Source organism: Massilia sp. P2_C2, from assembly GCF_056404615.1.
This window is the reverse complement of sequence record NZ_JBFUDR010000003.1, coordinates 1-20,763: the sequence shown is the minus strand read 5'-3', so window position 1 is coordinate 20,763 and position 20,763 is coordinate 1. Positions and strand designations below refer to the sequence as shown.

The following is a 20,763-nucleotide window of genomic DNA, read 5'->3' as shown; positions in this document are numbered from 1 at the left end:
GTTTTCAACGCACCTTGCGGATGCGCGCTGGCGGCGCGGCCACGCCGGCGCCGCCCAGTTCCGGGTGCTTCTGCAGGTACGCGACCAGCGCATCGAGGTCGCGCAGGCCCGTGTCGACGCGGCGCGTGCCCTGCGCGAACATCGGGATGTTGTCGCCGCCCTCGGCCAGGAAGTTGTTGGCCACCACGCGGTACGTCCTGTCGTCGGCGAGCGGCACGCCGTCGACTTTTACGTTCAGCACGCGCCGCCCGGGCGACTGCGTACCGTCCCAGTCGTATGCGAGGCCGCCGGACACCGCGAGGATCGAGGGATCGGACGACGCCGGCCGGTCCCACTGCTGTTCGAGCACGCGGCGCAACTGGGCGCCGGTGAGGTCCATCACGACGAGCGTATTCCCGAACGGGAGCACGGCCTGGGCCTGGCCGAACGACACCACGCCGCCCTCGCCCGCCTCCAGGTCCTTGCGGATGCCGCCCGGGTTCATGAAGCCGATCTGCACGCCCTGGTCGCGCGTGGCGGCGACGGCCGCGTCGGCGATCACGCCGCCCAGCACGGATTCGCCGGCCGGATTCTCCTTGCGCGACAGGGCACCCTGCACGCGCGCCACCGGCTTGGCCAGTTCCGCGCGGCTCTTCGCGCGCACGTCGGCGAGGTAGGCGGACAGGCCGGCGTCCGGCTTGAACGTGTCCGGCGCCATCACGACGTTACGCACCTGGATGTCCTGGACGGCCTTCGTGGCCGGGTCCAGGGTCAGCTTGATGCGCGACAGCAGGTGGCCGTACGCGTCGGCCTGCGTGACGACCTTGCCGTCGACCTTGCACAGATAACCCGTGTGCGAATGGCCGCTGATGACCAGACGGATCGCGGGATCGAGTTTCTTCGTGATGGCGACAATGGGACCGTGCAGCGTGTCGCAATCGGCCTTGTCGTACGCCTGGTCGGCAAAACCGCCTTCGTGGATCAGCACCACGAACACCTGTGCTCCTAACGCGCGCATGGCGGGCAGCACGGCGTTGATGGCGTCGGCTTCGTCGCGGATGTCGAGGCCGCGGATCGACGAGGCGACCGTCACGGAAGCGAGATCGTGCAGGACGGCGCCGATCAGGCCGACCTTGACGCCCTTGACGTCGACGATGCGCCAGCCGGGCACCAGCGTCTTGCCGGTCTGCGCGTCGACGACGTTGGTGGCGAGGTAGGTAAAACCGGCGCCCTTGAAGTCGGGCGCGAGGCGGCAGGCCTTGGCGGGCCGCGGCGAATCGCAGCCGCCGTGCTGCTGGCGCAGCAGCTCGCGCGGGCCCTGGTCGAATTCGTGGTTGCCGAGCGAACTGGCGACGAGGCCCATGCGGTTCAGGGCCTCGATGCTCGGTTCGTCGGCGAACATCGACGACACGGCGGGGCTGGCGCCGACGAGGTCGCCGGCGGCGACGAACAGCAGGTCCGGGTCGTCCTGGCGGAAGGCGTCCAGTGCGCCTTTCAGCACGTCGATGCCGCCGGCCTGGATGGTGCGCGGCTGGGTGGAACCCGGCGGCGTGTAGGTGTATTTGCTGGGTTCGAGGTTGCCGTGGAAATCGTTCAGGGCAACGAGGTTGATGTCGAGCGGTCGGGTCGGTGTGCCGGCGCAGCCGGACAGCAGCAGCGCGCTGCCCAATGCCAGCGCGGACATGCTCGCGGCGGGACGGAAGACGGTCATGGAATGCCTTGTGTGGAGCGTCTGGTGCCGCATCACGCGGGCGCGCCGGGTAGGCGCGCCCGTGCGAGGCTGCCATGGATTATGGCATGCGCACCCCTGCTGCGGGTCTTTACAGGGGGCGAAAAAACGGCCGGCGTGGCGCCGGCCATTGCAACGCGTCAGTTCGGGTTCAGGTCAGAACTCGTACTTGACGGTGACTTGTGCCGACCACTGCGACTCGCCCTTGACCTGGCGGATCTGCAGCGGATCGACGGCCGATCGTACGGCGTACACGTAATGGCCGTTCTGCATGCCGGCGTAGTCGACGAAGCCGCGGGTCTGGCCGCCCGACGAGAAGAACGGCGCTTCGTAGATCTGGCCCCACTTCTTGTTCAGCAGGTTGCCGAAGTTCAGGATGTCGAAGGAGATCGATGCCTTGTTACGCTTGAACATGCCCGGGATTTCCTGGCTGATGCGCAGGTCGAAGCTGTTCGTCCACGGCGAGAAGTCGCCGTAGCGCGCAACGGTGTGGCCGGCCGCCTGGCGCAGCGACTTGTTGGCGTTGACGATGTCCCAGAAACGCTGCTCGTTGGCGTGGCTGGTCGCCGAGTCGCCCGCGAACACGACCTCGCCCGAACCGAAGGCTTTCGGAATGTACATCAGGTCGTTGCTGCTGGTGCCGTCGCCGTTCATGTCGTTCTTGAAGGTCCAGCTGTACGGCTTGCCGGTACGGCCTTCGTAGAACACGCCGAAGCGGGTTTTATACGTACCGAAAAACGCCTTCTCGAAGTTCAGCAGCGCGTTGATACGGTTCTTGACCAGGTAGGCCGAGTTGGCGGCCACGTTGTCGTTCGGGTTCACGGCCGAGCGGGCGCCGTAGTTCGAACCCGACGTCGACGACGTCAGGTTCGACACTTCCGTCGCATAGGCGTGGCTTGCCGCGACCGACCAGCCGAAACCCTTCGTCATCGGATACGACAGCGACATCGTGGACACGCGGTTCTCGCCCTTGTCGGTGTTGGTGACCTTGATCACGTTGCCGAACGACGAGTTCGAGAGCGCCTTGGTCGTATTGGTGCAGCCCTTCGCCGTGGTTACGGCGTTGTTGCCCACGTTCCAGCAGGTGTCTTTCAGGCCGCCGGTAGCGTTCCAGAACATCTGGCGGCCGTCCATGCCGACCGCAGTCGGCTGGCCCAGGTTCAGGTTCTGGAAGAAGATCGCGTCCTTGGTGTGCGCGTACAGGACTTCGGCACCGGCGACGAGGCCATACCACGGCAGTTCCATCTCGAACGCCAGGTTGGCCTTCCACACGGACGGCTGCTTGACGTTCGGATCCAGCAGGTCGACGTTGGCGATCGGCGGCGTCGAACCGCCCAGCGTCGGCTGGTTGTTGACGTCGGTGCTGAAGGTACCGGTCGCCGTGTTCGCGGTCGGCGGGCACTTCGTGTTGCCGGTGGCCGAGCAGGTGATCTGCTGCGTCGTCATGCCCGTGTTCTGGTACGGGTTGGCGAGCCAGACGGACATTGCGGCGCCCTGGAACAGGCCGGCGCCACCGCGCAGCTGCATGCGGCGCGGGGTGTCGAAGTTGTAGTTGAAGCCGAAGCGCGGCTGGAACAGCTTGGTGCCGTCGATCGTCTGCTGGTTGTTGTAGCCGAAGCCGCCGGTCTGGCGGGCGCCGTTGTTCAGCACTGCTGCCTGGGCCACTTTCGGGTTCGCGACCGGCGTGCCGCCGACGCCCACCTGGTCCACGCGGAAGCCGTAGTTCAGGGTCAGCTGGCGGTTGACGTTCCAGGTGTCCTGCAGGAACAGGCCCGTGTTCGTCATGTTGAATTGCGCGACGGCGTCGTTCAGCGTGAAGCCCGGCGCGGCGACCTGCAGCGTGTACGACGTGTAGCGGCCCGTGCGCAGGTTTTCCAGCACGGCGGCTTCCACCTGGGCCTGGGACGCCTTCGTGCAGTCGATGGTGCCGAACGAGTAGCTCAGGTTGTTGTCGCAACCGAAGGTGTAGTTGCCGTACACGTTCTGCAGGAACGCGTTGTAGATCTTGTTCTTCTGGTAGTCCGCACCGAACTTGATCTCGTGGTCGCCCAGCGTCCAGTTGGCACCCGCGTAGTAGTCCTGCGTACGCGTGTGCAGCATGTTCATGTGGCGCGAGTTGTCCGTGCCCAGGTTGATGGTACGCGAACCGGTGGCCACGTTGCTCGGGGTGCCGGCCGGCAGCGCGCCGGTGAACTGCACGCCGATGCTCGGCAAGGTCGAGTTGTTGGTCGGGACGGAGTCGTAGTTGCGCGACGATGCCTTCAGTTCGGTCGAGAACGTCGGGGTCCAGTCCGAGAACAGCTGGGCGACAGTCGTCTCGATCTGCTTGCCCTGCGAGTAGTAGGCCGAGTCCAGGCTCAGCGCGGTGCCGCTGAACGTGGAGTACTGTGGCTCGGCCTGCGTGGTGCGCTGGTAGCGGACGTTGGCGCGGTGGTTGTCGCTGATGTTCCAGTCGACCTTCAGCATCTGCTCGCGCGAGACGAAGTTGCTGCCGCCCTGCGCCAGGTTGCCGGCATTGACGCCGTACCGGCTCTTCATGATGTTCTGCACCGCGGCGATCTCGGCCGGGGTGATGGCAACCGTCGTGCCGTTGCTCGATCCGACCGGGCCGAAGTCCGGCGCGTTGCGCGAGGAATTCGTTTCTTCCGACAGCGCGTACAGGAACAGCTTGTCCTCGACCAGCGGGCCGCTCGCCCACACGCCCTTCGTCGTTTCCTTGAACGGCACCGGATCCGAATAGGTATCGTTGGCCGGGTTGTAGCGCTGGCCGGCCAGGCGGTCGTCGCGGTACACGTAGTACACGCCGCCCTTCCACTGGTTCGTGCCGGACTTGGTGACGGCGTTGATGTTGCCGCCGGTGTAGCCCTTCTGCGTGACGTCGTAGTTGGCGACGTTCACCTGCGTCGACTGGATCGCTTCGATCGAGATCGGCTGGCGCGTGGTCGGGCTGCCGTTCGCTTCCAGGCCGAACGTGTCGTTCACGTTCACGCCGTCGATGGTGATCGAGTTGTAGCGCGAGTTCTGGCCGGCGACGGACAGTTCGCCGCGCTCCTTGTCGGTCTGCGAGACGCGCGGGTCGGCACGGGCATAGTCCTGCAGGTTGCGGTTGACCGATGCCTGGATCTGCAGCTGGGCGTTGCTGATCGAGGTGCCGGCGCCCATGTTGGAGCGGTTGAAGATGTCGGAACGGGCGCGGTTGCCGGCGATGGTCACGGTCTGCATCGGCGCGCCGACGGTGGCGTCGACGTTGGCGGTTTCCGCCAACTGCAGGTAGATGCCTTCGCGCTTTTCGGTGACGCCATCCTTGGAGATGATGATCGTGTACGGACCGCCGGTACGCAGGCCGCGGGCGATGTAGCGGCCCTCGGCGTCGGTGACGACATTGCTGATCGAGCCGGATTCGGTGTGGACGATTTGCACCGACGCCCCGGCGGCCGGACGGCCGTCAGCGCTCGTGATACGACCGCCGACAGCCGAGGTCGTGTTCTGCGCCAGTGCCGGCGTCCCGGCGAGCGCGATCGACAGAGCCAGCGCCAGCTTGGTCAGCTGGATCCGTTTTTGATAGATCATTGGATTAACCCCAAAAAGACTTGTTTTTTATGGTTGGGAACGAACGTTCCCCTCTTAGTACTGCAACTTTTTTCTGACCGGCCACTCGTGATGACCGCTCTCTCATTGTTTCCATCTGCTTGTTCATGGTGCAATCGGTGATATCAATGCACCAATAAAAAACAGGCCACGCGAGTCTAGCTGTTAATTATTTCTCAGCTATTACACTCAGATACCCGCGTTTTCTCAGACGTTTTGAATTATTAAAAGGCCAATATGCATGAAGCCTCTTAGCGAGACAAATACGTTTTCTCTTGGGGATTTATAGCTTGCGCGAATAATTCGATGAAAAAACCGGCGCGAGACCGCAGGCAATACACCGTTTCCCTCAGGAACGGACACGGCGCGATTATATCGGCCGCATTCCGCAATGAAATCTTTCCGCTTGTTTTTTAGGCAAACGGAATGAGGAAGAAGGGATTCTGTCGCGAGTTGACCACAGCGTTAGCATAAACATATGCGCTGTCGCTGTGGTCGGGTCGGCGGGGATCGCCGGAGCGGCGCGCCGGCGGCGGAGCACGCCACCGGCGGGGAGGAAAGTCGCGTTCGGGTCAGTGCTTCACGGCGGTGCGGTCGAGCGCCGCGACGTCCGCCTCGAAGCGCGCATAGCGTGCATCGAGCTGGCGCGTCAGGCGTTGCTTGTCGGCCTCCGGCAGGAAGCTGTAGCGGATACCGTTGTACGACGCTTTTTTCACTTCCGCATAGCTCGGCTTGTAGCGGCTGGCGAACAGCACATATTCGTTGGCCAGGTTATGACGGGTGACGCCGGCGTCGTCCGTCGAGATCACATACGGCACGCCGTACTTGCGATACAGCGTGATCGGGTGGTTCGGGCCCTGCACGCCCTCGATGAACGCGTTCGACGTCAGGTTGATCTCGACCGGAATGTCCTTGGCGCGCATGGCCTTCATGATGCCGACGGCGTTCGTCTCGTGCGCGAGGTCGATGCCGTGGCCGATGCGCTGGGCGCCCGCCACGTTCAGGGCCTGGTCGATGTGGTACTTCAGGTCTTCCGGCGCCACGTCGCCGAGGGCCAGCTCGCCCGCGTGCATGGCCACGTTGACCTTCGGATAGGCCTTCTTCAGGAAGCGGAACATCTGCATGTGCAGCGTGTAGTCGCGCATGGAGACCATCTGGCTTTCCTGGCCGACGATGTTCACGCCGACGATCTTCCCGTCCCGTGCCGCCGATTCGAACGCGGCCAGCATCGACGAGAACACGCGCGACGGCGACAGCAGGCGCACGACATAGGTCTGGTAGCGCATCGTGAAATGCTCGTCGTCGATGCCGGCGGCGGCATCGTTGACGGTCTTGACGAAGGTATCGACGGACGCCTGGAACGACGGGGTGGCGTCGAGCTTCTGGCGGGCCGCCTCCAGCAGCTGCGCGAACTTCGCCTCGTCGCGCGCGCTGTCCCAGGCGCGCTTGTCGAACTCCTCGTCGGAAACCGAGTCCGGGCTCTTGAACATGGTTTCGATATATGCCACGTTCTCGGCGATCGCGCGGTTCTTCAACTCCACCAGGCCGTCGTGGAAGTTGTTGTTGGAGACCGGGCCAAAATAACCGAAGGTCTGGAAGAACTGGCGGTCCGGCGGCGGCTGGATCGCGCCGTGGTTATTGAAATCCTTGCTCGACCAGCGCTGCAGCAGTTCGCGCCACGTGAAGTCGTCGGCATACACGTCGGGCGTCGACAGGCAGGTGCGGTCCTTCAGCGGCTTTTTACGCTCGCTCTCGACGACGTCCTTGTCCGTCTCGATCCGGTAAGTCACCTTGTTGACGCAATAGCCCTGCTTGTCGAGCCAGTCGACATAGGTCTCGGCATAGATCGCGCCGGAATAATGATGGTGCAGGTCGCCGCCCTTGGGCATCTGCGAAAAGAACAGGACCAGCTCGGCCGTCTTCGGCGCGGCGCCCGCGATCAGGGCGGCATAGTGACGCGCGGTAGCGGCTTCATTGGCGCTGGCCGCCGGGGTGCGGGCGGAAGCGGCGGCAGCGAGGGCCGCGCAGGTGATCAGCAGGCTGCTGCTCAGGAGTTTCGTCATAGTCGTCTCGGCTGGTAATTAATCGGGCGACAGCCCCTCCCAGTAGGGTGGGCACCCCTGTGCCCACCCTACCGGTTCGCACCTACCGGGACAGGTTCTTGGTGTGCATGTTCAATGCCGCTCATGCACCAACTTCCCGGCCGCATACGTGGCGCGGATGGCGCGGTCGTCGCCCAGCAGGGCCAGCGCGAACAGGGTTTCCTCGAGCGAGTCGCCGTTCGCCGTACGGCGCGCCAGCAGCGGCGTCGCCTTCGGATCGAGGACGATGAAGTCCGCCTCGGTGCCGGCGGCAAAATTGCCGATCGTCCCTTCGAGCTGCATGCTGCGCGCGGCGCCCAGCGTGGCCAGGTAGAACATGCGCAGGGCCGGGAGATAGCTGCCTTTCAATCTTGCAACTTTATACGCTTCATTCATCGTTTGCAACATCGAGAACGACGTGCCGGCGCCCACGTCCGTGCCGAGCGACACGTGCGCGCCCACGCCGTCGGCCTTGGCCACGTCGAACAGCCCGCTGCCGAGGAACAGGTTCGACGTCGGGCAGTGCGAGATGGCGGCGCCCGTCCCGGCCATCAGCGCGAAGTCGACGTCGTCCAGCCAGATGCAGTGGCCGAACATGGCGCGCGGGCGCATCAGGCCATAGTGCTCATAGACCTGCAGATAGCTGCGGTTGTCCGGGTACAGGCTCTTCACCCACGCGCATTCGTCGCGGCTTTCCGACACGTGCGTCTGGATGTACGTGGTCGGGAACGCCCGCGCCAGCTCGCCCGCGGCGCCCAGCTGGGCCGCGGTCGACGTCGGCGCGAAGCGCGGCGTGATGGCGTACAGCGCGCGGCCGTTGTCGTGCCAGCGGCGGATCAGCTCTTCGCTCTCGCGCAGGTCGGCCGTATCGCGCAGGAAGTCCGGGCAGTTGCGGTCCATCAGCACCTTGCCGCCGGCCATGCGCAGGTTGCGCGCGGCGCTCGCCTCGAAGAACGCGTCGACGGATTCCTTGTGCACCGTGCAGTAGACCAGCGCCGTCGTCGTGCCGTTGCGCAGCAGCTCGTCGAGGAAGAATTCGGCGACGGCGCGTGCGTGCACGGGATCCTTGAACTGGCGCTCGGTCGGGAACGTGTAGTTCTCCAGCCAGGGCAGCAGGTCCGGCGCGGGCGAACCGATCATGTCGGTCTGCGGGAAGTGCAAGTGCGTGTCGATGAAGCCGGGCGTGATGATCTGGCCGCGGTAATCGGTGACGTCGGTGCCGGGCGGTAGCGTCGACACGAGCCGGTCGTAGTCGCCGGCCGCCGTGACGCGGCCGTTCTCGACGACGAGCAGGCCGTCTTCGTGCCAGGCGTGGGCGTTTTCCGCCAGCGCGGGATCGGCGTGGAAGTGGAGCAGGCTCGCTCGGTAGGCCTGCACGGTGCGGGGTTCGTTCGACATTATTGTTGTTCCAGTGAGACTTGGGTTGCGGCCCCGGAGGCTTCGGCCTGCGCCGCCGCCTCCCAGACCATCAGCAGTTGCGCGACGACGGCGACGGCGATCACGGCGGGCTCCTTGCCCTTGATGCCGGGCACGCCGATCGGGCACACCATGTCGTCCAGGCGGGCGCGGGAAATGCCGCGGTCGCGCAGGCGGTGCTCGAACTGCTTGCGTTTGGTGTCCGATCCGATGAGGCCGAACCAGTCCTGGTGTGCGGGCCGCCTGAGGATCGCTTCGGTCAGGCGCTGGTCGAGCGCATGATTGTGCGTCATGACGACGAAGCTCGTGCCGGCCGGGGCCTCGTCCACCATCGCTTCCGGCAGGTCGGTCGCTTCCGCGACGACGTTCGCGGGCAGCGTTGGTGGGAACAGGTCTTCCCGCTCGTCGACCCACGTCACGCGGCACGGCAGGTCCGCCAGCAGGCGCACGACGGCCGCGCCGACGTGGCCCGCGCCGAACAGCATCACATGCGCGCGCGGTGCCGGGACGTGGTCGACCAGCCAGCGCCGGCCTGCTTCATCGAGCAGCACGCGGGTGCCGCCGCTGCGCGCGAAGTCGGGATAGCGTCCGCCCTTGCGCTGGATGTTGTGGCCCAGCGCATCGACGATGGCGAGGTCCGGTTCGCCGTCCAGCGCAACGACGCGCCAGCAGTCTTCGTGGCCGCGCGTCGCCAGTTCGGCGCAGTGGTCGCGGTCGGCCAGCTCGAACGCCAGGTGCACGACGCCGCCGCAGCACTGGCCAAGGCTCGGCCCGAGCGGGAAGCGTTCCAGCCGGCGTTTGTCTCCGCTGGCCAGCATGGCGCGCGCCGTCTCGACGCCGCGCAGTTCGAGGTGGCCGCCGCCGACCGTGCCCCACTGCCCGCTGGCATCGACCAGCATGCGGGCGCCGGATTCGCGCGGCACGGAACCGTCGACCTTCGCGACCGTGATCAACACGGCCGGTTGCGCGGTGGGGATCTCCCAGGCGTTCATGTCAGGCTGCCTTGCCCGCCGCGACGGCGTTTTCGACGAAGGACACGGCGTCGAGGATCGCCTCGCTCGTGGCCGGCGCGCGCAGCGGCGGGTTGACCTTGTGCTCGCCGACGGCCGAGATGGCATCGCGGATCGCGAGGAACACGGAGAACGGCAGCAGCAGCGGCGGCTCGCCGACGGCCTTCGAACGGTGGATCGAATCGGCCACGTTGCGGTTGTTGAAGAGGCGTACCGTGAACGCGTCCGGGCAATCGGACACGCCAGGAATCTTGTACGTGGACGGCGCGTGCGTCATCAACTTACCCTGCGCGTTCCACCACAGTTCTTCCGTCGTCAGCCAGCCCATGCCCTGGATGAAGGCGCCTTCGACCTGGCCGATGTCGATCGCGGGGTTCAAGGAATTGCCGGCGTCGTACAGCGCATCGGCGCGCAGCAGCTTCCATTCGCCCGTCAAGGTATCGATGACGACTTCCGCCACGGCGGCGCCGTACGCGAAGTAGAAGAACGGGTTACCCGTCATCGTCTTCGGATCCCAGTGCAGGTTCGGCGTGGCATAAAAGCCGTCCGACCACAGCTGCACGCGCGACAGATAGGCTTTCGCCACCAGTTCGCCGAACGGGACTTCGTGGCCGTTCGCGAACACGGTGTCGGCGACGAAGCGCACGTCTTCCACGGCACCACCGTACTGTTTTACCGCGAAGCTTGCCAGGCGCTCGCGGATCTGGCGCGCCGCGTCCTCGGCGGCCTTGCCGTTCAGGTCAGCCCCCGTGGATGCCGCCGTCGCGGACGTGTTGGCGACCTTGCTCGTGTTCGTCGCGGCGATGCGCACGCGGGTGAGATCGACGCCCAGTTCGTGCGCGACGACCTGCATCACTTTCGTGTTCACGCCCTGCCCCATCTCCGTGCCGCCGTGGTTGACGAGGATGGAACCGTCCACGTACACGTGCACGAGGGCGCCGGCCTGGTTCAGGTGCGTCACGTTGAACGCGATGCCGAATTTTACGGGCGTGAGTGCGAGGCCCTTCTTCAGCACGGGGCTCGTCGCGTTGTAGTCCTGGATGGCCTGGCGGCGCGCGCGGTATTCGCTCGTCTGTTCCAGCTCGCCCACCAGTTCGTGGATCACGTTGTCGACGACGGGCTGGCCGTACGGCGTGACGTTGCGGTCGATCTTGTCGTAGAAATTCAGCTTGCGGATGTCGAGGGAATCCTTGCCCAGGTTGCGCGCGATCTCGTCGATGATGTATTCGATGGCGATCGCGCCCTGCGGACCGCCGAAGCCGCGGAACGCCGTGTTCGACTGCGTGTTCGTCTTACCGGCCGCCGCGCGGATGTCGCAGTCGGACAGGTAATAGGTATTGTCGAAGTGGCAGATGGCGCGGGTGGCGACGGGGCCGGACAGGTCTGCGGAGAAGCCGGCGCGGCTCACCATGTCGACCTTCGCCGCGAGGATGCGGCCGGCATCGTCGTAGCCCACTTCGTACAGGTAGTGGAAGCAGTGGCGTTTACCGGTGACCATCATGTCGTCATCGCGGTCGGCGCGCAGCTTCACCGCGCGGCCCAGGCGCTTCGCCGCGATGGAGGCGGCCGCGGCCCACAACGCCGACTGCGATTCCTTGCCGCCGAAGCCACCGCCCATGCGGCGGCACTCGACGACGACGTTGTGCGAATGCAGGCCCAGCGCATGCGCCACGACGTGCTGCATCTCGCTCGGGTGCTGCGTGGAGCACAGCACGAGCATGCCGTCGTTTTCCTGCGGGATGGCATACGAGATCTGGCCTTCCAGGTAGAACTGCTCCTGGCCGCCTACGTACAGCTCGCCCTTCACGCGCAGCGGGGCGCGTTCGAACGCGGCCTCGGCGTCGCCGCGCGTCAGGCGCATCGGCGGCAGTACGTACGAACCGGCGGCGCGCGCGGCCTGCGGGGTCAGGATCGCCGGCAGCTCCTCGTAGTCGACCCTGGCCTTCTTCGCGGCGCGGCGGGCCAGGTCATGCGTATCGGCGACGACGACGAACATCGGCTGGCCGATGTATTGCACGAGGCCGTCCGCGAGGATCGGGTCGTCGTGGATGATCGGGCCGCAATCGTTGGTGCCGGGAATGTCCTTCGCGGTGAACACGGCGCGCACGCCGCGGCTGGCCAGGACGTCCGTAAAATCGATGTCGAGGATGCGGGCGTGCGCCTTGCTCGACAGGCCCAGCGCGGCGTGCAAGGTGCCGCGCACCTCGGCGACGTCGTCGGTGTAGTCGGCCTGGCCGAGCACGTGCAGCCGGGCCGATTCGTGGGCTTTGCCGAGGCCGACCTGCTTCCATTCGGCCTTGGTCAGAGCGGGGGATCCTGCGTCGTTCATTGTTGTCTCCTCAAGCCAGGGCGGTCGGTTTATTCACGAATGGATTGACGGCGGAAGGCGGCAACGGATTGTCCTTGCGCGTTTCGAGCCAGTAACGGCGCAGCAGGTTCTGCGCCGTCTTCATGCGGTAGGCGCTCGACGCGCGCATGTCGGACAGCGGTGCGTAATCCTTCGCCAGCGCGGCCATCGCGTCGCGCACGGCGGCTTCGTCCCAGGCGCGGCCGTTCAGCGTGCTTTCCGCCTGCGCGRCGCGCTTCGGCGTCGCGGCCATGCCGCCGAACGCGATGCGCGCGTCGCGCACGATGCCGTCTTCCAGCGTGAAGGCGAAGGCGGCGCAGACGGCCGAGATATCCTGGTCGAAGCGCTTGGCCAGTTTATAGGTGCGGAACGCCACGTTCGGGCGCGGCAGCGGCACGCGCACGGCCTGCACGAATTCGCCCTCGCGCCAGTCCTTGACCTGGTAGCCGAGATAGAAGCTCTCGAGCGGCATCGTGCGCTCGCCGTCCGGACCGCGCAGCACCAGCTCGCTGCCGAGCGCGATCAGCCACGGCATCGAATCGCCGATGGGCGAACCGTTGGCGACGTTGCCGCCCAGGGTGCCGGCGTTACGGATCGGCAGCGATGCGAAGCGCTGCCACAGCTCGCCCAGCTCGGCCTCGTAATGCTGGCAGATCGCGGCATACGCATCCTCGACGGAGATGCCGGCCCCGATCGAGAGTAAGCCGCCCTCCTCGCGCACGGTCTTCAGCTCGGCCACATGGCCCAGGTAGATGATGTCGGTGAGTTCGCGCATCTGCTTCGTGACCCACAGGCCGACGTCCGTCGAGCCGGCGAGGATCGTCGCCTTCGGATGCGCGGCGCGCACGGCGACCAGCTCGTCCAGGGTGCGCGGTGCATGGAAGGTCTGGCCATCGTATTCGTACGTGGCGCCGGCGGCGCGCTGCAGGGCGCGCAGTTGTTCCGTCACGGCGGCGCGGTCGAAATCGACGCGCGGCAAGGTGACCATGCGCTTGGCGGCGTCGATGATGGGACGGTAGCCCGTGCAGCGGCACAGGTTGCCGGACAGGGCGTCGTCGATCTCGCAGCGGCTCGGCTCGCGGCCTTCCTGCTTCAAATACATGCCCCACAGCGACATGGCGAAGCCCGGCGTGCAAAAGCCGCATTGCGAGCCGTGGCATTCGACGAGGGCCTGCTGCACCGGGTGCAGCGCGCCATCCTTCTGCGCGAGGTCCTCGACGGTGAACAAGGCCTTGCCGTCCAGCGTGGGCGTGAACTGGATGCAGGAATTCACCGGGCGCATCTGCAGCTCGCCGTTTTCGAGCGATCCGAGCACGACGGTGCAGGCGCCGCAATCGCCCTCGGCGCAGCCTTCCTTGGTGCCGGTGCAGTGCAGGTCTTCGCGCAGGTGCTGCAGGATGGTCTGCGTCGGCGCGACATCGTTCACTTCATGGACGGCGCCGCGGTAGAAAAATCGGATCGGTGTGGACATCAGAGCCTCGGATGGAAAACGACGGTGTATGGTGAAGACAGATGCAAGGTTAGCACCGGGGGTCGGTCGACATATATTCGAATGTCGATTTTGAATATCAGATATTTTTAATATACGGGCCGGCGCTGCGCCGTCGTTATCCGGCATGCCCGTCATCTGGCCGGCACGCAATGATGATGCGAACGAACCAATGTTGCGAAACTTGCTATCCTTGAGCCGTCACGAGGAGCTTTCATGGCATTGCACATCGTTCATTTCATAGGACCAATCAACGCGAACTCCGCCTGCACGGTGCGCAACCTGTGCCTGCAAGCGCTGCAGAGTGGCGCGAGCGAGATCGAACTGCACATGTCGACGGAAGGCGGCAACATGACGGCCGGCTTCGCCCTGTACTACTTCCTGAAATCGCTGCCGCTGCCGTTGACGACGTGGAACGTGGGCAGCGTGGAATCCGTCGGCGTCGCCATCTTCCTGGCCGGCCAGCAGCGCTACGCCTGTCCCGGCACCCGCTTCCTCATCCACCCGCTGCACTGGGGCTTCGGCAACCTCGTGGCGGCCGACCACGCCCGCATCTCCGAATGGCGCGACTGCCTCGATTTCGACGCCGAACGCTATGCCGCCATCTTCGAGGCTGCCACGCACGGCGCGCCCGCCGCCCACGACATCCGTTCCTACCTCACGGGCAGCTCCCGTATTTACACCGCCGAGCAGGCCGTCGAAGCCGGCATCGTGCATGCGGCACGGCAGGCGCGCCTGCCGGAAGCCGGGACCACGACGCACTGGTGGAATTAAACGCCACCCATCTGGCCAAACTTGCAAGCACCCTCCCCTTGTCTTAGAATCGGCCTCTGCGTGGCCGCACTGCGTCCCGCACCGCGCTGGCCTCGCCAGTTCCCCGACGATTCTTGACGGTGATCCTTGGAAACCGTACCAATTTGGGTGCTCATCCTCGCACTCGCCCTCCTGATCCTCTGCTCGGCCTTCTTCGCAATGGCGGAAACCGCCCTGATGGCGGCCAATAAATATCGCCTGCGCCATCTCGCCAAGCGGGGCAACCGCGGCGCCATCACCACCTTGTGGCTGCTGGACCGCACGGACAAGCTGCTGTCCCTCGTCCTCATCGCCAACACCCTGATCAATGCGATGGCGACGGCGCTCGTGACCGCCATCGCCATCCTGTTCTTCGGCCACGAGGAAAGCGTGATCACGATCGCCACGGCCGTCGTCGCTTTTCTCCTGATCGTGTTTGCGGAAATTGCGCCCAAGATCATCGGCGCGACGTATCCCGAGCGCATCTCGCTCGGCTCCAGCTTCGTCCTGCGCCCGCTGATGAAGGTGGCCAAGCCCGCGATCTGGTTCGTCAACCTGTTCGTGAACGGCCTGTTGCGCCTGCTGCGCATCCGCCGCGCGGGCATGGGCCATGCGGACGCCCAGCAGCGCCTGTCGCCGGAAGAGCTGCGCTCCGTCGTGCTGGAAGCGGGCAGCTATATTCCACAGAAGCACAAGAGCATCCTGTTGAACCTGTTCGAGCTGGAAAAGATCTCCGTCGAGGACATCATGACGCCGCGCAGCCAGATCGAGGCGCTGAACTTCGCGCTGCCCGTCGAGGACATCAAGGCCGAACTGACGACGTGCTACCACAACAAGCTGCCCGTGTACGAGGGCGAGATCAATCGCATCGTCGGCATCCTGCACGTGCGCAAGGCCGTCGCGCTGTTGAACGAGGCGGACGATCTGACCATCGACCACTTCCGCGAACTGCTGACCGAGCCCTATTTCATCCCGCAAGACACCGGCGTCTTCACCCAGCTCCAGTATTTCCAGGAAAACAAGGAACGCCTGGGCATCATCGTCGACGAATACGGCGAGGTGCAGGGTCTCGTCACCCTCGAGGACATCATTGAGGAAATGATCGGCGACTTCACGACCTCGTCGCCGGGCGCCACGCGCACCGATGCGATGGCGTGGAATGCCCAGGGCGAATGCCTGCTCGAGGGCACGACGCCGCTGCGCGACATCAACAAGAAGCTCGGCCTCGACCTGCCCCTCGACGGGCCGAAGACCGTCAACGGCCTGCTGCTGGAACTGCTGCAGGACATTCCGGAAGCCCCCATCTCCCTCAAGATCGGCCAATGTGTGATCGAAGTCGTGCAGGTGCAGAACCAGGCCATCAAGGTCGTGAAACTGTTGCGCCCGGTCGCGGTCAAACGCTGGCTGGCAGCCTGATCCAGGCTTGACCGGCGAGGTGTCGCCGGCCATGGACCGGCGATAAGCCCTTGATCTTGCACGAGGAATAATGATGTTGATCATTGGACATTGCATGTTGGTTACATGCCAATTCGCCTGCGTGGTATGCAAACATCTTTCCGTACGACAAACTCTTGACCGATTTGATGCCTACGGGCATCATCGAGAACGTCCGCCGGGGCTGTCCATCCTGCCCGGCTCCTTGTCGCCCTTCCGACCGTAACCACTATGGCAGCAGTCCTCCCCAACACCAACCCCGGCACGTCGCTGCCTGGGCTGGCGCGTGCGCTGGTGCAGGCCGGGCGGCTGACGCTACCTCAAGCGGACACGCTACAAAAGAAGGCGAGCGCCGACAAGGTAGGCTTCATCGATACCTTGCTCGGCAGCAGCGCGATCGATGCCCGCTCGCTGGCCGCCTTCTGCGCCGAAACCTTCGGCTATCCGCTGCTCGACCTGGCCACGTTGAGCCTCGATGCGCTGCCCGTCAACGCCATCGACCCGAAACTGATGCAGGCCCAGCGCGTGATTGCGCTCGCGCGGCGCGGCAACAAGATGTCCGTGGCGCTGTCGGATCCGACGAATACCCAGGCGCTCGACCAGATCAAGTTCCAGAGCGAATCGACGGTCGAGCCGGTGATCGTCGCCCACGACGTCCTGCTGAATTTGCTGGCGAATATCGCCAAGAGCGCCGAGCAGGACTTGAGCGAACTGGTCGGCGAGGAAGGCGACATCGAATTCGCCGAGGACGAACCGCAGGCGCAGGTGCCGGACGCGGCCGCCACGGAAGTCGAGGACGCGCCGATCGTGCGCTTCCTCAACAAGGTACTGATGGACGCGATCACGCTGGGCGCGTCGGACATCCACTTCGAACCTTACGAAAAGCAGTACCGCATCCGCCTGCGCGTGGACGGCGTGCTGCGCGACCATCTCGCGCCGCCGCTGTCGATCCGCGACAAGCTCGTCTCGCGCATCAAGGTGCTGGCCAAGCTCGACATCTCGGAAAAACGCGTCCCGCAGGACGGCCGCATGCGCCTCGTGCTGTCGCCGACGAAGACCATCGACTTCCGCGTCAGCACGCTGCCGACATTGTTTGGCGAAAAGACGGTCATGCGTATCCTCGACGCGACGCAGGCCCAGATGGGCATCGACGCGCTCGGCTACGATCCGGACCAGAAGGCCCTGCTGATCGACGCGATCACGCGCCCGTACGGCATGGTGCTCGTGACGGGCCCGACGGGCTCCGGTAAAACCGTGTCGCTGTACAGTTGCCTGAACCTGTTAAACAAGCCTGGCATCAATATCTCGACGGCGGAAGACCCGGCCGAGATCAACCTGCCCGGCGTCAACCAGGTCAACGTCAACGAAAAGGCCGGCCTCACCTTCCCCGTCGCGCTGAAGGCATTCCTGCGCCAGGATCCGGACATCATCATGGTCGGCGAGATCCGCGACCTGGAAACGGCCGACATCGCGATCAAGGCCGCGCAGACGGGCCACATGGTGTTTTCCACCCTGCACACGAATGACGCGCCGTCCACCTTGACCCGCTTGATGAACATGGGCGTGGCGCCTTTCAACATCGCCTCGTCCGTGATCCTGATCACGGCACAGCGCCTCGCGCGCCGCCTGTGCACATGCAAGCAGCCGCTCGATATCCAGCGCGACACGCTGAAGGCGGCGGGCTTCCGCGACGGCGACCTGGACGGCGATTGGAAACCCTACGGCCCCATCGGCTGCGAGCGCTGCCTCGGCTCCGGCTACAAGGGCCGCGTGGGTATCTACCAGATCATGCCGATCACGCCGGCGATCGAGGCATTGATCCTGGCGAACGGCAACGCAATGGAGATCGCCGCCCAGGCCGAGGCCGAGGGCGTGAACTCGCTGCGCCGCTCGGGCCTCATGAAGGTGAAGCAAGGACTCACGAGTCTTGAAGAAGTGCTCGGCTGCACGAACGAATAAGGATCCAACATGGCAACCACATCGGCCCGGCCGCGCAGCGGCGCCAGCGCGCAAGTCAAGGAATACATCTTCGCCTGGGAAGGCAAGGACAAGAACGGCAAGCAAGTGCGCGGCGAAATGCGCGCCGGCGGCGAGACCATCGTGAACGTGACCCTGCGCCGCCAGGGCATCATGGTGACCAAGGTCAAAAAGAAGGTCTATCGCAGCGGCAAGAAGATCCAGGACAAGGACCTCACGCTGTTTACGCGCCAGCTGGCCACGATGATGAAGGCCGGCGTGCCGCTGCTGCAATCGTTCGACATCGTCGGCAAGGGCCATGCGAACCCGTCGATGTCCAAGCTGATCATGGACCTGCGCGCGGACATCGAGACGGGCACCAGCCTGAACAACGCTTTCCGTAAATACCCGCTGTATTTCGACCCGCTGTTCTGCAACCTCGTCGGTGCCGGCGAACAGGCCGGTATCCTCGAAGACCTGCTGACGCGCCTGGCGATCTACAAGGAAAAGACGCTTGCGCTGAAGAGCAAGATCAAGGGTGCGCTGATGTACCCGTGCGCGATCCTGGCCATCGCCTTCATCGTCACGGCCGTGATCATGATCTGGGTGGTGCCGGCATTCAAATCCGTGTTCTCCAGCTTCGGCGCGAACCTGCCGGCCCCGACCCTGATCGTGATGGGCATCTCCGACTTCGTCGTGCAATGGGCGTGGGTTATCTTCCCCGCGATCTTCGCCGCGCTGTACTTCTTCTTCCAGGCGTGGCGCCGCTCGCTCAAGATGCAGCAGGCGATGGACCGCATCCTGCTGCGCCTGCCGGTGTTCGGCGAGGTCATCCGCAAGGCGACGATCGCCCGCTGGACCCGTACGCTCGCGACGATGTTCGCGGCCGGCGTGCCGCTCGTGGAAGCGCTGGACTCCGTCGGCGGCGCATCCGGCAACAACGTCTACCTCGAGGCGACCAGGAAAATCCAGACCGAGGTCAGCACGGGCACGAGCCTGAYGGTCGCCATGCAGAATGCCAATGTCTTCCCGAACATGGTCACGCAAATGGTCGCGATCGGCGAGGAATCCGGCGCGCTGGACGGCATGCTGGGCAAGGTGGCCGACTTCTACGAGGAAGAAGTGGACGAGGCCGTCAAAGCGCTGTCGTCGCTGATGGAACCCATGATCATGGTGATCCTGGGCGTGGTGATCGGTGGCCTCGTCGTGGCGATGTATTTGCCGATCTTTAAGCTGGGGTCGGTGGTCTGATCACGTTCCCGTCCAGGCTTGAGGCCTGGACGGCATCACGTAACGGGCCCGACTAGCGGCCCGGGGCAGTCATTTCCCACCGTGAATCCTCCCGTCGGTCGGCGCGTTACGTGCGCTAACGCACTGTGCATGGCGGTCACACCTGCTAAGGTGGATTGGATTGTTCTTTTCTTAATTGATTCGTTATTACCATGGCCCCCTGTCCCCAATGCGGTTCTACCTGCGTACGCCGGATCGCGCGTACTCCCTTGATGCGGCTCCTGTGGGGCAGCGAGTACATTCTTTGCAGTGATTGCGGAGAACGCTCGCTGACCTTCCCTAAGCTGGAAAAATTCATGGCGAAGAAAATGGCCGAGCGTAAGCTGCCGCTACGACGACCGCTCAGCCGCCGGTCGCGCGGTACCGTGCATTCCTGAAGACCCCTGATCCGCCCCCGGCCTGCCGCCCCAGGCCGCGCCCTCCCCCGAACCTGCTCATCCATCCGGCGTCGAATCGGCGTCGAATCACGAAACCGTCACCCCGACCATTTTGTCGTGCGCACACTGCCCGATGCCCGTCCGGAAGTGCGTGAGCATTGCGCTGAGTTGCGTCTGCGTCATATCCTGTCTACAGCCCTAGCATATGTACCGTTTTACCGGAACAGCCTCCGACCAGGACGACCGCCATGACCAACACGCCGCCCGAACTCGACGAGCTCGTTTCGCTGCGGACCCGGACAGCACGGCCCGCGCCCGACGATGCGCAGGCGACCGGGCCGCGCCTCGGGCGCCGCTTCGTGCTCGGCACCCGCACGTGGGCCTTCCTCCTGCTGGTCGTCCTGTATGCCCTGCCGGGGCTGGCGGGGCATGCGCCGTGGAAGCAGGACGAGGCGTACATCATGGACATCGTCCACAACATGCTGGCCACCGGTGACGCCCTCGTGCCCCGCGTGGCGGGCGAACCGTTCATGGAAAAGCCGCCGCTGTTCTACTGGGTCGCGGGCGCGCTGGCGGCGGCGACCGCGCCCGTGCTCGCACAGCACGACGGCGCGCGCCTGGCCGTCGGCTTGTTCATCCTGTTGACCTGCGCGGCCATGGCCCAGTGCGGCCGGCGCTGGGTAGACGCGCAGTTCGGCCGCACGACCGTGCTCGTGCTGCTCGCCTGCCTCGGGCTGGCAGCCTTTGCGCACCTGATGCTGACCGATCTCGCGCTGCTCGCCGGGATCGCGGTCGGCATGGCGGGCCTGCCGTACTGGCGCACCCGGCCCATCGCCAGCGGGCTGCAGGTCGGGCTTGGCGTCGGCATCGGTTTCCTCGGCAAGGGTTTATTGGCGCCCGGCGTGTTCGGCCTGGCCGCGCTGCTGCTGCCGCTGTGTTTCGCGCGCTGGCGCACGCGTGCCTATGCGCGCACGCTGCTCGTCGCGCTGCTGGCCGCGCTGCCCTGGCTGACGCTGTGGCCGGTCATGCTCTGGCTGCGCTCGCCCGCGCTGTTCCACGACTGGTTCTGGCTGAACAATATCGGGCGTTTCGTCGGCTTTTCCGTACCGCTGCTCGGCGCTCCGCACGATCACTGGTTCTGGTCGCGCAACCTGCCCTGGATCGCGCTCCCGGCCGCACCGCTCGCGCTGGTGGCGCTGTGGCGCGCGCGCCGCGCGCTGCGCCACGACGAGTGCCTGCAATCGGCCGCCGTTCTCGCCGCGGCCGTCCTCGGCG

At 65.1% G+C, this 20,763-nt stretch carries 12 protein-coding genes; 5 read left to right on the top strand and 7 right to left on the bottom strand.

Annotation, left to right across the window (positions count from 1 at the left end; genetic code table 11):
* Window positions 1-4: 4 nt before the first annotated feature.
* From AC1DYX_RS00785 to xdhA, 7 genes are all read right to left on the bottom strand, one after another.
* Complete coding sequence (locus AC1DYX_RS00785; protein WP_477255299.1) at window positions 5-1,690, bottom strand: bifunctional metallophosphatase/5'-nucleotidase; 1,686 nt, start codon at window positions 1,688-1,690, stop codon at window positions 5-7.
* Window positions 1,691-1,864: 174 nt separating this feature from the next.
* Entirely contained in the window at window positions 1,865-5,278 is a 3,414-nt protein-coding gene (locus AC1DYX_RS00780) for a TonB-dependent receptor (protein WP_477255297.1), read from the bottom strand.
* Between the two features lie 590 nt (window positions 5,279-5,868).
* Complete coding sequence (locus AC1DYX_RS00775; RefSeq protein WP_477255295.1) at window positions 5,869-7,359, bottom strand: adenosine deaminase family protein; 1,491 nt, start codon at window positions 7,357-7,359, stop codon at window positions 5,869-5,871.
* Window positions 7,360-7,470: 111 nt separating this feature from the next.
* Window positions 7,471-8,775: a guanine deaminase gene (gene guaD, locus AC1DYX_RS00770; protein WP_477255293.1), complete on the bottom strand. Its 1,305-nt coding sequence runs from the start codon at window positions 8,773-8,775 to the stop codon at window positions 7,471-7,473.
* Entirely contained in the window at window positions 8,775-9,785 is a 1,011-nt protein-coding gene (gene xdhC, locus AC1DYX_RS00765) for a xanthine dehydrogenase accessory protein XdhC (RefSeq protein WP_477255291.1), read from the bottom strand. The genes guaD and xdhC overlap by 1 nt, the downstream gene beginning before the upstream one ends.
* Before the next feature lies 1 nt (window position 9,786).
* Window positions 9,787-12,132: a xanthine dehydrogenase molybdopterin binding subunit gene (gene xdhB, locus AC1DYX_RS00760; protein WP_477255289.1), complete on the bottom strand. Its 2,346-nt coding sequence runs from the start codon at window positions 12,130-12,132 to the stop codon at window positions 9,787-9,789.
* Window positions 12,133-12,142: 10 nt separating this feature from the next.
* Window positions 12,143-13,621 (bottom strand): xanthine dehydrogenase small subunit, encoded by a 1,479-nt coding sequence (xdhA, locus tag AC1DYX_RS00755; RefSeq protein ID WP_477255287.1) that lies wholly within the window; start codon window positions 13,619-13,621, stop codon window positions 12,143-12,145.
* 234 nt (window positions 13,622-13,855) lie between these two features.
* On the opposite strand from xdhA, the gene AC1DYX_RS00750 reads away from it, so the two are divergent.
* The 5 genes from AC1DYX_RS00750 to AC1DYX_RS00730 all read left to right on the top strand — a co-directional run.
* Entirely contained in the window at window positions 13,856-14,413 is a 558-nt protein-coding gene (locus AC1DYX_RS00750) for a ClpP family protease (protein ID WP_477255285.1), read from the top strand.
* Between the two features lie 126 nt (window positions 14,414-14,539).
* Entirely contained in the window at window positions 14,540-15,847 is a 1,308-nt protein-coding gene (locus AC1DYX_RS00745) for an HlyC/CorC family transporter (protein WP_477255283.1), read from the top strand.
* A 249-nt stretch (window positions 15,848-16,096) separates the two neighbouring features.
* Entirely contained in the window at window positions 16,097-17,824 is a 1,728-nt protein-coding gene (gene pilB / locus AC1DYX_RS00740; RefSeq protein WP_477255281.1) for a type IV-A pilus assembly ATPase PilB, read from the top strand.
* A gap of 9 nt (window positions 17,825-17,833) precedes the next feature.
* Complete coding sequence (locus AC1DYX_RS00735) at window positions 17,834-19,072, top strand: type II secretion system F family protein (protein WP_477255279.1); 1,239 nt, start codon at window positions 17,834-17,836, stop codon at window positions 19,070-19,072.
* 664 nt (window positions 19,073-19,736) lie between these two features.
* Window positions 19,737-20,763 (top strand): ArnT family glycosyltransferase (locus AC1DYX_RS00730; RefSeq protein ID WP_477255277.1); only part of this gene is annotated, 1,027 nt, incomplete at its 3' end.